11 protein-coding genes are annotated in these 13013 nt (G+C 62.4%); 4 read left to right on the forward strand and 7 right to left on the reverse strand.

The features are described 5' to 3' along the window. Nucleotides 1-86: 86 nt before the first annotated feature. From feaR to JWR98_RS19845, 3 genes are all read right to left on the reverse strand, one after another. Nucleotides 87-1049, reverse strand: a complete 963-nt coding sequence (gene feaR, locus JWR98_RS19835) for a transcriptional regulator FeaR (protein WP_205490992.1) — start codon at nucleotides 1047-1049, stop codon at nucleotides 87-89. A gap of 111 nt (nucleotides 1050-1160) precedes the next feature. Then, on the reverse strand, nucleotides 1161-1745 hold the full coding sequence (locus tag JWR98_RS19840) for a DUF3156 family protein (RefSeq protein ID WP_205490997.1): 585 nt from the start codon (nucleotides 1743-1745) through the stop codon (nucleotides 1161-1163). Next, nucleotides 1726-3225: an APC family permease gene (locus tag JWR98_RS19845; RefSeq protein WP_205490993.1), complete on the reverse strand. Its 1500-nt coding sequence runs from the start codon at nucleotides 3223-3225 to the stop codon at nucleotides 1726-1728. Before JWR98_RS19845 ends, JWR98_RS19840 begins: the two co-directional genes overlap by 20 nt. Nucleotides 3226-3516: 291 nt before the next feature. Between JWR98_RS19845 and JWR98_RS19850 the strand changes: the two genes are divergently transcribed. Further along, on the forward strand, nucleotides 3517-4845 hold the full coding sequence (locus JWR98_RS19850; RefSeq protein ID WP_078732652.1) for an alginate export family protein: 1329 nt from the start codon (nucleotides 3517-3519) through the stop codon (nucleotides 4843-4845). A gap of 36 nt (nucleotides 4846-4881) precedes the next feature. Here the strand turns inward: JWR98_RS19850 and JWR98_RS29910 are convergent, their stop codons facing one another. From JWR98_RS29910 to JWR98_RS19865, 3 genes are all read right to left on the reverse strand, one after another. Then, complete coding sequence (locus JWR98_RS29910) at nucleotides 4882-5853, reverse strand: methyl-accepting chemotaxis protein (protein ID WP_279654187.1); 972 nt, start codon at nucleotides 5851-5853, stop codon at nucleotides 4882-4884. Nucleotides 5854-6024: 171 nt separating this feature from the next. Beyond that, nucleotides 6025-6957, reverse strand: a complete 933-nt coding sequence (locus tag JWR98_RS19860) for a p-hydroxyphenylacetate 3-hydroxylase reductase component (RefSeq protein ID WP_078732651.1) — start codon at nucleotides 6955-6957, stop codon at nucleotides 6025-6027. Nucleotides 6958-7013: 56 nt separating this feature from the next. Continuing rightward, a complete protein-coding gene (locus JWR98_RS19865; RefSeq protein ID WP_003173197.1) occupies nucleotides 7014-8183 on the reverse strand; it encodes a p-hydroxyphenylacetate 3-hydroxylase oxygenase component in 1170 nt (389 codons plus the stop codon). 234 nt (nucleotides 8184-8417) lie between these two features. Between JWR98_RS19865 and JWR98_RS19870 the strand changes: the two genes are divergently transcribed. The 3 genes from JWR98_RS19870 to JWR98_RS19880 all read left to right on the forward strand — a co-directional run bounded on the left by JWR98_RS19870 (nucleotide 8418) and on the right by JWR98_RS19880 (nucleotide 12064). Further along, nucleotides 8418-9905 carry an aldehyde dehydrogenase family protein gene (locus JWR98_RS19870; RefSeq protein ID WP_205490994.1) on the forward strand — a complete coding sequence of 496 codons (1488 nt, stop codon included), beginning with the start codon at nucleotides 8418-8420 and terminating at the stop codon, nucleotides 9903-9905. A gap of 171 nt (nucleotides 9906-10076) precedes the next feature. Continuing rightward, nucleotides 10077-11117 carry an aromatic ring-hydroxylating oxygenase subunit alpha gene (locus JWR98_RS19875; RefSeq protein ID WP_078732648.1) on the forward strand — a complete coding sequence of 347 codons (1041 nt, stop codon included), beginning with the start codon at nucleotides 10077-10079 and terminating at the stop codon, nucleotides 11115-11117. Continuing rightward, nucleotides 11114-12064, forward strand: a complete 951-nt coding sequence (locus JWR98_RS19880) for a PDR/VanB family oxidoreductase (RefSeq protein ID WP_078732647.1) — start codon at nucleotides 11114-11116, stop codon at nucleotides 12062-12064. Before JWR98_RS19875 ends, JWR98_RS19880 begins: the two co-directional genes overlap by 4 nt. Nucleotides 12065-12070: 6 nt before the next feature. On the opposite strand, the gene JWR98_RS19885 is transcribed toward JWR98_RS19880, so the two are convergent. Beyond that, a complete protein-coding gene (locus tag JWR98_RS19885) occupies nucleotides 12071-12784 on the reverse strand; it encodes a GntR family transcriptional regulator (protein WP_205490995.1) in 714 nt (237 codons plus the stop codon). Nucleotides 12785-13013 lie beyond the last annotated feature (229 nt).

Raw genomic sequence — 13013 nt, forward strand, 5'->3', positions numbered from 1 at the left:
CCCCTCCCACAGTTGGATCGCGGGGCATCAGTTGGGTAGTTGCCTGCTCCCGAGCCGTCATGTTGCCTGAGGTGAAACAAGGCCACCTAGGCCGCACCCACCGCCTGTTGCAGATGGGTCGAACGAAAATCCTTGGGCGATAGCTCGAATTGCTTCTTGAACGAGCGACTGAAGTGCGCCGAATCAGTGAAGCCCCACTTGTAGGCAATCGAGGTGATCGACTCGCTCTTGAGGAACGGGTTGGTCAAGTCATCCGCGCTGCGCTTGAGCCGCGCGCGCTGAATGTAGCGGCAAACGCTGTCGTCCTGCTCTTCGAACAACCGGTACAGGTGCCGCACCGAGATGTTCAAGCGGCTGGCCAGGCCCACCGGGCTCAGGCCGGGCTGGGTCAGCGACTCGTCGATGACTTTCTGCACGTAGCTGCGCAGGTTGCCGCCTTGCACGCAGGCGATGCCCTCACCGGGTGCGTCATGCACTTCAAAGGCTGAGCCCAGCAAGGACACAAAGGCTGCTTGCAGGGCCTGCGCCTCCTCATTCGAATCCTGGTCGCCCAGCCCTTCCCGGCACAGTTGGTCCATCAGCACGTGGAGCATGCGGCCACAGGCCTTGCTTGAAGAGATCTTGCCAAAGGTTTTCGGGGCGCCGCCCAGTTGCTTGCACACTTCATTGCGCGAGAGCGACAGCGAGGCATGTTCGATCAGGCCAAACGGGCTGATCTCGATCGAGCCTGTGGAGTCCATCAGCAGCATGTCGCCGGGGGCCAGTTGCACGACCTGGCCGTTCTGGGTGATCTGGCAATAGCCGCTGCGTTGGCTGACGAGGAAACAATGCTGGTCCATGTCGTGATCGGCGTTGGGCCGTTCACGCTTGATCATCCCGGCATTGGTACGCAGGTTGGCCAGTGACAGGCCACCGCGCTCACGCTTGGACACCTCACCGATAAACAGTGAGCGGTTAAACGCCAGTTCCGTGTCGAAATGGCCGCAGGCGGCGCGTAGATCCCGCGTCCAGTTTTCCAGTCCATGGTCCGCAGATTGATAAGTGCTCATGGCAACTCCAAAGTGGCTTCTTGTTTTTGTTGGCCAATAGTTAACATGTTATCTATATAGGCGCAACAAGCACGTCATACCACCTGTAAAAGCACTAATGATGCCAACTCATCACAACCCGCTCAGCACCCGTTGCAAACCTGCCAGGACCGCCAGCAAACCTGCGCGCTGGGTCGGGCTCAGGGCGATATAACGCCGAAACGCCGGCATGCGATTGACCACCTCGCTGCCGCCCATGTGCTCCAGCCGGACGCGCCATTGCTGGTCGTCCAACTCGATGCGCAGGTGCTTGAAATCCAGCGCCATCAAGGCCTGATGCAAAGCTTCATCGTCGCTTAACACCGCCTCAAGCCTGGCCCGCAGGGCGGGGTCGCCGGCCCGTTGCCGACACGCCAGCCCGGTGCGCCGAATCGATCCACGGTGGTGCAGCTCAAGGCGCGCACTGCCCTGCTCTGAAGCGGGCAAGCGGATCCTGAATTCAGTCATGACCAGGTGCATCAGCAATTGCGCTTCGGTGCGCTCGACAACCGTCACCTCAAGGCCGTTGGCGTCCAGGCCGAACACCGCACTGGCTGGCCCGGTCGAGGTAAAGCTCGACAGGCCCAGGTTGCGCCGCAAGTACTCCAGCGTGACCCCGGGCCGGTAACCGGCCGGAGCGCGTCTGGCACTGAACAGCTCAGACAGCTTTTGCAGCATGCTCGAAAGGCTCGTTGTGAAGGTTGCCAGGTTCATGGGAAAACTCCTTGGCCAGCACGTCTTCGACCGACGCCGGCTTGAATGGATTGACCTTTTGCACCACCAATGTCCAGAACAGCGCGTAGGCAGCGGTAATCGCCAGCATCACCCCGAACGGCACGTAAATGTCGGCGGGGTTCATGCCCGGCGGGGTGATGAACCACATCCCGAGCAAAATGCCGACGCTGGACAGGATTTGTGGCAACGGGAAGAACGGCGAGCGATAGGCCCGTGGCAGATCAGGACGGCGAATGCGCAGGATCACCACCGACAGCGTCACCAGCAGGTACGAGAAACTCCAGGCACACACCGCCGCCAGCACCAGGTGCATGATGTTATCGGTGTTACCGCCCAACCACAGGGCATACAGGCACGGAATCAGCATCGCCACCAGGATGCACAGCAACGGTGTCTTGAAGCGTGGGTGCAGGTAGGTGAACATCTTGGGCAACGCACCGTCCACGGCCATGCCGTAGAGGATTCGCGGCACGCCCGCCATCAGCGTGTTGATGGTCGCGGCGCCGGCAAACAGAAAACCGATGCCCAGCCACAGCGGGCCGACCTGCCCCATGACCTGCTCGGCGAAGCGCGGAATCGCCATCGGCGTGTCCAGCAGGTGTACGCCGGTGGCGGCATCCAGCAACACGTTTTCGACCTGGCGCTTCATCGCCGCGCCGTAGAGAAACATGCAAGTGGCCACGCTGAGCAGGCCCAGGAGCATGGCCTTGGGCATGACCTTGGCCGAATTGCGCAAGTCCGGCGCCAACGGCGTGACGAACTCGCACCCGACGAACATGAACATGGCCATGCCCACCAGCGACAGGATGGTGATCAGGTCGGTGCCCACCAGTGACACGCCGAACCAGCCCTCCAGTTGCACCGCCGGCGCCGCAATCAGCCCGAGTACGGCGAACACCATCAGCGTGGTCCACATGCCGAAGGTCAGGATGATCTCGGCCCGGCCGAAGGCACTGACGCCGAACGCATTGAGGATGCCGAACACCACCACGAACCCGACGCCCAGCAACCAGGAGCCCCCGGCGGATTCGGCCAGGGTATTGAGGTGTTCGAAGTTCACCAGCGCCATGACCCCGGACAGAATGGTCTCGGCGGTACCGGCAAACACGTGCACGATCAGGTACGCCGACAAGGTGCCGGTGATCGCAAAAAAACGGCCCATGCCGCAATTGATGTAGTCGTAGACCGAGCCAGTGGTCGGCAGGATCGCGGCGGCCTCGGCGAAGGTGGTCGCCTGCGCCAGCATCATCACCACCGCGATCAGCATGGCCACCGCAAAAGCGCTGCCGCCGATGCCGAAGCCCATGGTCGCGGTGAGAATCACCGGGCTGGCCATGATCAGGCCGATGGTGCTGGCCAGCGCGGTCGGAAAGCCGACGCTGCCTCGTTTCAGGTGCTGCGTGAGCCGGTCATTGATCGACATGGTGCGGATCCTCGAAAGCGGATTTCTGAGTGGATGCATCGAGCCGTACAAGGCGCTGGCGTTTTAAGCCCTCCCCGGCCAGTCCCTGATCGAAACGGCCTCGAGCGAAAATCACTGTGCACCGCCAACGCGCCGAGCGTCTTGCCCATGTCTGCCGTCACTTTTGTTGCTGCCTGCCAGGGCGTGGGCCTTGGCGGGCAGGATCAATTAGCTGGCACGCAGGGAAAAGACTTGCCCTGCGCCCAGCCATCTTAATGCGCCCTCGACCTAACCATGCTGGGGACTATCACTATGGAGCACACTCTGAAAACCTGCACGCTGTCCAAGGCTGTCGGCCTGGGCATCGCACTCTTGATCACCCACTCGACGGCCCAGGCCTATGAGCTCTACGCCGACGAAGACACCCACCTCAATGCCGACTTCCTGGCGGTCTACGGGATGTTCAACAGCCGTCATAACTACGATGGCACGCCGGGCGGCTCATCCTGGCGCGAGGGTTTCATCAAATATGGGGTCAGCGGCGATCAGGGCCTGGCTGGTTACGGCACCGGTTATGGCGCGCTCAATTGGGTCAGCTCCGGCACCTGGGGCGACGGCGACGCCGCCGGCAACACCGACGGTTCGGAACGCACCACGAAAATCGAAGACGCGTACCTGGGCTGGCGCTCGGCCGAACTGTTTCCGCCACTGGGCAAGGACGGGGTGGATTTCTCCGTCGGCCGCCAGGTGGTCAAGCTGGGCCGCGGTTTCCTGATCAACGACGACGGCCCCAACCTGGGCAAGGGCCCGGCTGACGGCGCATTGAATCGCGGGGGTGCCTACTACCTCGCCGCGCGTCACGCCTTCGACCGTACCGCCGTGCTGCGCCTGGGTGGCCAGGACGGCCTGCATGGGTCGGTACTGTGGCTCAAATCCGACAACCGCGCCCAGGCCGAAACCGAGTTGGCGGCGGGCACCCTCGACTACACGGCCGCCGCCGGCACGCTGGGGTTGACCTGGATACACGGCATCGGGGTCACCGACCAATGGGCCAGCGACTTTCAGAAACAGCGCGACGGCATGAACACCTACAGCCTGCGCGGCGAAGGCAGCGCGGGTATCGACAACGCCAGCTTTGCCTTCGAATACGCCTGGCAGGACAAGGATGCCGGTCCGGAAAAAGCCTGGTATGGCGAAGCCGGCTACACCTTTGCCGATGTCAGCTGGGCGCCGAAACTGACCTATCGCTACACCCGCTACTCGCAAAAATGGGACCCGTTGTTCACCGGGCTCAGCACCGGCTACGGCACCTGGTTCCAGGGAGAAGTGGCCTCCAACTATGCCGGCCCGTTCAACAGCAACACCGGCATCCAGCATGTAGGACTCAAGGCCACTCCCCTGGAAAACCTGACGGTCGGCGCGCTGTACTTCGACTTCAACACCTTGCGCAAACGCGACGCCTTGAACCTGGATGCCCGCGAGCTGGACCTGTACGCCGAATGGGCGGTCAACAGCCACCTGATCATCAGCCCATTGGTGGGCATCTACCAACCGAAAAAGGACGCCGACACCGGGGGCAACCAAGTGGGTGGCAACGGCACCAACCTCTACAGCCAGTTGACCGTGGCCGTACCCTTCTGACCCTTTTCAGGCGCTGCGGCGCAGCGCTGAAGCAGGTTATTGTTTGTGCGGGTGCAACATCGTCTGAATCCGATGAGTCGCCTGGCGGGTGTTTTCCGCCAGTTTGCGCACCTCATCGGCCACCACCGAAAACCCACGGCCGACCTCGCCGGCCCGCGCGGCTTCAATGGCCGCGTTCAAGGCCAGCAGGTTGGTCTGGTCGGCAATGCCTTTGATCACACTGACCACCGTGGCGATCTGGCCATAGGTGGCCTGGTTGTGCTCAAGCAATTGTTGGTGGGTGGTGCGGGCCGACTGCTCATCACTGATATCCCGGACCGCGCCAAGCACCCGCGTCAAGCGCCCCTGGGCGTCCCGCACGGCCCGGCCGCGCTCGCGGCACCAGATGTAGCCGCGGGTCTTGTGGCGCATCCGGTATTCAAATACGTACTCACCGCTGCCATGCGCGGCGAGGATCTCCCGGTCGAAAATCGCCATGATCTTGGGCAAGTCGTCGGGATGGGTAATGCCGACCTGCGCATCCCAACCGTCGGGCAGCTCATCGGGGGCATACCCCAGCAAGAGGCGGAACTGATTGAAAATGCGCATCTGGCTGCGCGGGTCCTGTACGTCACCGTTCACCACAGTGATGTCCCAGCAGCCCTCGGTCATGGTGCACAGCAGCAGCTCCCAGAGCTGTTTCTCCTGTTGCTGCCGGTCACAGAGCAGCCGCTGCCGCTGCAGCTCGACGTCCAATGCCGCCTCACGTTGCCGGACCTGTTCCAGTTGTTGACGCAGCGCCTCAAGGGCCTGTTCGTCGACCGCCCGCTGGGCGGCCTGGCTTGCGGCCGCTGCCTCGGCCTGCTGCAATTGGCGGTCGGCGTTCGCCCGCTGTTGCGCGAGCTGTTCCAAGAGGGACTGTACCGACGGGTACGCGTGCAGCGTCGAGGTATCAGACGCCTCCCCCGCCAACAACTGCTTGAGGTGGACAGCCAGGTCCTGCATCGGCTGTCGTTTCTTGAAGAACATGAGTCTGCCCCCTGCGCATGCATCGAAACGCTGGATCTGATCGCAAACCGCCCGTGATTGCTTGTACGAGCCTGCACGCCCGCTTGCACCTGGCTGCCAGGCGCCATCGTGCATCTGCAGGGTACGATCAATAAAAAACCGAGGCCTTTATTGGCCTCGGTTTTTTTACGATCAGCAGTGGCGGATCAATTGCTTCAACACCGTCTTGAACGTTTCGATCTGTGCGTCCGTGAACGCGGCGAACACCTTGTCCTGCTGTTCACGCGCAATTGCCCACAGGTCTTCGGTCTGCTCCACACCGGCAGCGGTCAGGCGTACGCCGTTGTCATCATCGCTCACCAGCCCCTTGCGCTTGAGGTTGGCCACGGCTTCGTCGATTTCGCGCACCGGCATGGCCACTTCACGCAACAGGTCCTGGGTGCTCAGCCGCGCGTCGTTCTCCAGCACCATCAGCATGCGTGCCTCGTTGGTGCGCAGGCCGGTGGACAGTTGCCGGGGTTGGTAGCTGGATTGGTAGGCGCGCACCGCCTGGGTCATCAGGTAGTACAGGTTGTGGCTCAGGCGACCCTGGAAATGGCTGCTCGGCGGCTGGCTGTCGTCGCGCTTGGTCATGCGCGTGTGGGGCAGGACCATTGAGTAGGCGCCCTGATGATAAAGCAGCGGCGCACGGCCGAAATCATCGAAGGCCACCACCTTGCCGATCATGATCCAGTGATCGCCGCCATCCACCTGCTGGTAGTTTTCGCAGTGAAACCGCGCCGAACAATCGGCGAACACCGGCGCCCCACCCTCGCCGGGCTGGTATTCGATCTCGGCGAAGCGATCGTCCTTGGGTCGGGCAAAATTATTCGACAGGTCGATCTGGTCCGCCGCCAGCACGTTGACCGCGAAATGGCTGGCCTGCTCGAACACCTCGTGGCTGTTGGAACGTTTGTCCAGGCTCCACAGCACCAACGGCGGGTCGAGCGACACCGAGTTGAAACTGTTGGCGGTGACGCCCACCTTGCGCCCGACGGCGTCGGCGGCGGTGACCACGGTCACGCCGGTGGCAAAGTTACCCAGGGCGCGGCGAAAGGCGCGTGGGTCGAAGGTCGATTCAGACATGCAAGACTCCCGGGCGGCGTCAGACGCGGCCCTGATTGTTGTTATCAAGCGCAGGTTCAGATCATGCTTGGATCAGGCTCCAGGCCCATCAGCTCGCGGCCGAGGATCTGCGCGCAGACGTCGTAGTCGGTGTAGGCATGGGCGCCGGTCATGTGCGAATCACGGAACAGGCGCTGCATTTCGTTATGTTCGAACCAGGCATTGCCGCCGGCGGCTTCGAACAGGCGATCCACCGCCTGGATGCACATCTTGGTCGCATAGGCCTGGTTGGTGCGCCAGAACGCCAGGGTTTCGCGGCTGGGGTAGCGCTGCTGCTCACTGTGTTCGGCATGCTCGGCCCAGGTCTTTTCAAGAAACGCGCGCGCGGCGCCAACCTGATGCGTCGACTCGGCCAGGCGCATCAACGCCGGCGTGGCCGCACCGACCGCCGCGCCGGTGTAGGCGCGCACGCGGGTCTTGGTCTTTTCGCGGAACACCTCGAGCATGCGCTCGGCGACGCCCAGGCTCACGGTAGAAAAGCCGCTGGCAAAATACGGACGGTACGGCGAGTAGAACACCTTGCTGTCGGGGTACAAGCCAAAGCCTGCGGACTTGCCCTCCATCATGTCCTTGGCTTTCTGGATGCGATGCTCCGGTACCCAGGCCTTGTCGATGATCAACGTCTTGGTGCCGCTGCCTTTCATGCCGGCGGCAAACCAGTCGTCGCGGATCTGATAGTCACTGCGCGGCAGCACCGCGAAGCAGTAGTCCTGCGTGCCTTCGGCATTCGGCCGGCGAAAGCCGACAATCGCCCACTCGGCATGGTCGCAGCCGCTGCTCCAGCCCATCTCACCGCTGAACAGCACGCCGCCCTCGACCTCTTCGGTACGCCCGAAGGGGGCGATGCTGCTGCTGGCCGTGGCATGCGGGTCGGTGCCCCAGACTTCCTGCTGCAGGGTGGCCGAGAACAGCGCCAGTTGATGACTGTGGGTACACAACAGGCTCATGGCCCAGGCCGTGCTGGCGCAGGCCCCAGCGAGCGCCGCGATACAGTCGGCAAACTGTGGCAGCGACAATTCCATGCCACCGAACGCCTTGGGCTGAAACGCACGGTGCAGGCCGATGCCTTTGAGCAACGCAATATTTTCGGCGGGCACCTGGCGGTCCTGCTCGGCCTGGAACGCATTGGCCGCGATGGCGGGCAGGAGGGACTTGAGGTCTTCGAGAAGCGGGTTTGGCTTTTTCATGGATGCCCTGCTTATTATTGGATGTCCGGACGACCACGGGAATCAAGGCGCGGCGCCGGATGCAGGGCAGTATGGTGTGTGCCTGGCGGGCATAAAATGCACGTTCCAGAGTCAAGATTGCACTTTTCACAGGCCTGGCAGCCACAGACATAGTGCGCGGCAGGCACAGTCAAGCCGGGCATGCAGCAGTGGATTACCCTAGGGTTTTTCTTTGTTCACGACCAGGAAAACCCCATGAGCGATATTCCACTGCTGCCTCACGTCGAAGCCTTTCTGCGTCGACAACACGCGCTGTTTATCGACGGTGGCTACGTGCAGAGTCACTCCGGCCAGACGCTGGAGGTGATCAACCCGGCCACCGGCCAAGTCATCGCCCAGGTCGCCGACGCCGACCCGACCGATATCGACGCGGCCGTGGCCTCCGCGCGCCGGGGTTTCAAACAATGGTCCCAGGTCGCCCCGGCGATACGCGGCAATGTGCTGTTCAAACTGGCCGACCTGCTGGAGCAGCACCGCGAAGAACTGGCGCAGATCGAGACCTGCCAGTCGGGCAAGATCATCCAGATTTCCCGGGCCTTCGAAGTCGACCAGGCGGCGCATTTTTTGCGTTACTACGCTGGTTGGGCCAGCAAGATCACCGGGCAGACCATCACGCCGTCACTGCCCTCGTTCGCCGGTGAACGCTACACCGCCTTCACCCTGCGCGAACCGGTCGGGGTGGTGGTAGGGATCGTGCCGTGGAATTTCTCTACCATGATCGCACTGTGGAAACTCGCCTCGGCGCTGGTGACCGGTTGCAGCATCATCATCAAACCCAGTGAGTTCACGCCGCTGACCATCCTGCGTATCGCCGAACTGGCGATGGAGGCCGGCCTGCCGCCGGGTGCGCTCAACGTACTGACCGGCGGCGGCCCGGTGGGCAAAGGGCTGGTCGAACATCCCGGCACCAACAAGGTGTCGTTTACCGGCTCGGTGCCGACCGGCATTGCCGTGGGCCAGAGCGCCATGGGCGCCGGGCTGACCCGCGCCACCCTGGAACTGGGCGGGAAAAACTCGGCGGGTTTTCTGCCCGATGTGGACCTGGACAAGGCGGTCAACGGCATCATCGAGGCGGGCTTTTTGCACTCCGGGCAAATCTGCGCGGCGGCCGAACGCTTCTTTGTGCATCGCTCGCAGATCGACGCGGTCATGGACAAACTCGCACAGCGCTTGAGCGCGCTGAACATCGGTTCCCCGTTGGATGAGCGTACCGAGTTCGGCCCGGTCGCCAACCGTCAGCATCAACTCAAACTGGGCGCGTTCTTTGACAAGGCGCGGGCGGAAAACAACCGCATCGTGCACGGCGGCAAGCTGATTGACCGGCCGGGTTGCTACGTTGAGCCGACGATCATCCTGGCCAACGGAGTCAACGATACCTTGCTCAACGAAGAGACCTTCGGGCCGATCGCTACGTTTTTGCCGTACGACACCGAAGACGAATTGGTGGCGTTGATGAACAACACGCCCTATGGGTTGAGCGCCAGCCTTTGGACCAATGACCTGGGCAAGGCGCTGCGGATGGTGCCGGCCATTGAGGCGGGTACGGTGTGGGTGAATATGCACACGTTACTGGATCCAGCGGTGCCGTTTGGGGGCAGTAAGTCCTCGGGGGTGGGTCGGGAGTTTGGTGGCGCGTTTATTGAGGATTACACCGAGTTGAAGTCGGTGATGATTCGTTACTGACGACTCTCTGGCTCACAGCCATTTACTCACATCGGCCTAACAATGGATCCATTAATTGGCAGGCCGTTCGATAATCGCCCACTAAAGCCCCTAATCCAGCTTGACTACCCATTACCCCTCCAATTTAATGGATCCAACAAACAAAAATAATCCATTGCCTGGAGAGTCGCCATGTACCCCAAGAACACCTGGTATGTCGCCTGCACCCCCGATGAGATCGCGCACAAGCCGCTGGGCCGGCAGATCTGCGGTGAAAAAATGGTGTTTTACCGTGGCCTGCAAGGCGCGGTGGTGGCCGTCGAAGATTTTTGTCCGCATCGTGGCGCACCGTTGTCGCTGGGGTATGTCGAGAATGGCAACCTGGTGTGCGGCTACCACGGCCTGGTCATGGGCTGCGATGGCAAGACGGTCGAGATGCCTGGCCAGCGGGTACGCGGTTTTCCCTGCAACAAGACCTTCGCGGCGGTTGAGCGCTACGGTTTTATCTGGGTGTGGCCGGGTGATCAGGCCCAGGCTGACCCTGCGCTGATTCATCATTTGGACTGGGCGGTGAGTGATGAGTGGGCCTACGGCGGCGGGCTGTTCGATATCCAGTGCGATTACCGCCTGATGATCGACAACCTGATGGACCTGACCCACGAAACCTACGTGCATGCATCCAGCATCGGCCAGAAGGAGATCGACGAGGCGCCGCCCGTGACCACGGTGGACGGCGATGAAGTGGTCACTGCCCGGCACATGGAGAACATCATGGCGCCGCCGTTCTGGCGCATGGCCCTGCGTGGCAATAACCTGGCCGATGACGTACCGGTGGATCGTTGGCAGATCTGTCGCTTTACCCCGCCCAGCCACGTGTTGATCGAAGTCGGCGTGGCCCATGCCGGCAAGGGCGGCTACCACGCAGCGCCGGAGTACAAGGCGGCGAGCATCGTGGTCGATTTCATCACGCCGCAGACCGACACGTCGATCTGGTACTTCTGGGGCATGGCGCGCAACTTCAACCCTCGCGATGAGGCGCTGACCGCCAGCATTCGCGAAGGCCAGGGCAAGATTTTCAGCGAAGACCTGGAGATGCTCGAACGTCAGCAGCAGAACCTGCTTGCCCACCCGACGCGCAACCTGCTCAAGCTGAATATCGATGCCGGTGGCGTGCAGTCGCGCAAGGTACTGGAGCGATTGATCGCGCGGGAACGCGCCGGAGAGCCGACATGATCGAGGTGGTGGTGACGTCGCGGCGCGTCGAGGCGCTGGACATTTGCAGCTATGAACTGGCCCGTGTCGATGGCGCGCCACTGCCACCGTTCAGCGCTGGGGCGCATATCGATGTGCACCTGCCGGACGGGCTGATCCGACAATATTCGCTGTGCAATCACCCTGAGGAGCGTCATCGCTACCTGATTGGCGTACTCAACGACCCCGCCTCGCGAGGCGGCTCGCGCAGCCTGCACGAACAGGTGCACGAAGGCACGCGCCTGACCATCAACGAACCGCGCAACCTCTTCCCGCTGGCCCATGAAGCCCGACGCAGCCTGTTGTTTGCCGGTGGCATCGGCATCACGCCGATCCTGTGCATGGCCGAGCGTCTGGCTCATGGCGGGGCCGACTTCGAACTGCACTACTGCGCCCGTGCCAGCGAGCGCGCGGCGTTTGTGCAGCGCCTCAAGGATTCCCCGTTTGCCGACCGGGTGTTCCTGCATTTCGACGAGCAGCCCGACACGGCGCTCAATGCCGCGCAGGTGCTGGCGGCACCGGCAGACGACGTGCACCTGTATGTGTGCGGCCCCGGCGGCTTCATGCAGCATGTGCTCGACAGTGCCCGCGCCCAGGGCTGGCAGGAAAACTGCCTGCACCGTGAGTACTTCTCGGCGGCGCCGGTGGACAGCCGTCTGGATGGGCGATTTTCGGTGAAGATCGCCAGCAGCGGCCAGGTCTTCGAGATACCGACCGACAAAAGCGTGGTCCAGGTATTGGAAAGTCACGGCATCGAGATTGCCGTGTCATGCGAGCAAGGGATCTGCGGCACCTGCCTGACCCGCGTGCTGGAAGGCATCCCGGAGCACCGCGACTTGTTCCTCACCGAACAGGAGCAAGCCCTGAATGACCAGTTCACGCCGTGCTGCTCACGCGCGAAAACCCCGCTGCTGGTGCTCGATATCTGAACCGCGTCACGACGCGGGCAGGATCACCTTCATGCGTGCGTCGGCGGTGGCGGAGCTGAAGATCTCGGCATAGCGCAAGGTCGCATTGGCGTGTTCGCGCATGATGGCTTCGGCGCGCGCGCCCTGGCGATTGACCAGGGCGTCGAACACCGAATGGTGTTGCATGTGGGCGTAGTTGAAGCGGCGGTATTCGCGGGCCATGTCCTCACGGTCCACCGCCAGCGCCGTCACCGAAGCGAACGGCAGGTGATCATTGCGCGCCAGGGCATCGGCAATCGCCGGGTTGTGGCTGCCTTCGACGATGACCTGGTGAAAACGCATGTTCAGGTCGTGGTAAACCTCCAGGTCGTCCTCGGTCACATAGCCTTTATCGAATAACTGGTCACCCTCGACCAGGCAACGCTCCAGCACCCTGCGCGCCTCCTCGGACAAGCCACGCTCAGCGGTCTGGCGCGCCGCCAGGCCTTCGAGCACGCCACGCACCTCCACCGCGCCGGCAATATCGCTGGGGCTGACCGAACGCACCTGATACCCACGCCCGCCAAACGGCACCAGCAGCCCTTCCTGTTCCAGGGTACGAAACGCCATGCGCACCGGCATGCGCGACACGCCAAAGCGTTGCGCCGTGGGGATCTCCATCAAGCGCTCGCCTGCCGCCAACTCGCCGCTGGCAATCATCTTGCGCAGTGCAACCAGCACCAATTGACCGGGCTTACTCATCCAGGCAACTTCCAGAAAACGTGGGCCGCCATAGTACCGCAAGCCTGTGGTTTCGTCAGACGAACGCCAGAGCCAGAGCAGATTGAGGTCTACCTGATGCATGGAGATCAAAATGTGGGAGGGGCGGTGCGACGATTCGACTTGCTCCCGATAGCGGTGCGTAGCAGCTGCCGAGCCTTGGCGAGGCTGCGTCGGCGGTGTGTCTGGTGACACCGCAAACGCAGCCTCG

The sequence above is a fragment of the Pseudomonas lactucae genome, assembly GCF_016937615.1.
GTDB classification, from domain to species: domain Bacteria; phylum Pseudomonadota; class Gammaproteobacteria; order Pseudomonadales; family Pseudomonadaceae; genus Aquipseudomonas; species Aquipseudomonas lactucae.

Bases quoted from the DNA above. Each gene is read 5' to 3' on its own strand.
- feaR (WP_205490992.1), bottom strand. From the start codon at position 1,049: ATGAGCACTTATCAATCTGCGGACCATGGACTGGAAAACTGGACGCGG.
- JWR98_RS19840 (WP_205490997.1), bottom strand. From the start codon at position 1,745: ATGCTGCAAAAGCTGTCTGAGCTGTTCAGTGCCAGACGCGCTCCGGCC.
- JWR98_RS19845 (WP_205490993.1), bottom strand. From the start codon at position 3,225: ATGTCGATCAATGACCGGCTCACGCAGCACCTGAAACGAGGCAGCGTC.
- JWR98_RS19850 (WP_078732652.1), top strand. From the start codon at position 3,517: ATGGAGCACACTCTGAAAACCTGCACGCTGTCCAAGGCTGTCGGCCTG.
- JWR98_RS29910 (WP_279654187.1), bottom strand. From the start codon at position 5,853: ATGTTCTTCAAGAAACGACAGCCGATGCAGGACCTGGCTGTCCACCTC.
- JWR98_RS19860 (WP_078732651.1), bottom strand. From the start codon at position 6,957: ATGTCTGAATCGACCTTCGACCCACGCGCCTTTCGCCGCGCCCTGGGT.
- JWR98_RS19865 (WP_003173197.1), bottom strand. From the start codon at position 8,183: ATGAAAAAGCCAAACCCGCTTCTCGAAGACCTCAAGTCCCTCCTGCCC.
- JWR98_RS19870 (WP_205490994.1), top strand. From the start codon at position 8,418: ATGAGCGATATTCCACTGCTGCCTCACGTCGAAGCCTTTCTGCGTCGA.
- JWR98_RS19875 (WP_078732648.1), top strand. From the start codon at position 10,077: ATGTACCCCAAGAACACCTGGTATGTCGCCTGCACCCCCGATGAGATC.
- JWR98_RS19880 (WP_078732647.1), top strand. From the start codon at position 11,114: ATGATCGAGGTGGTGGTGACGTCGCGGCGCGTCGAGGCGCTGGACATT.
- JWR98_RS19885 (WP_205490995.1), bottom strand. From the start codon at position 12,784: ATGAGTAAGCCCGGTCAATTGGTGCTGGTTGCACTGCGCAAGATGATT.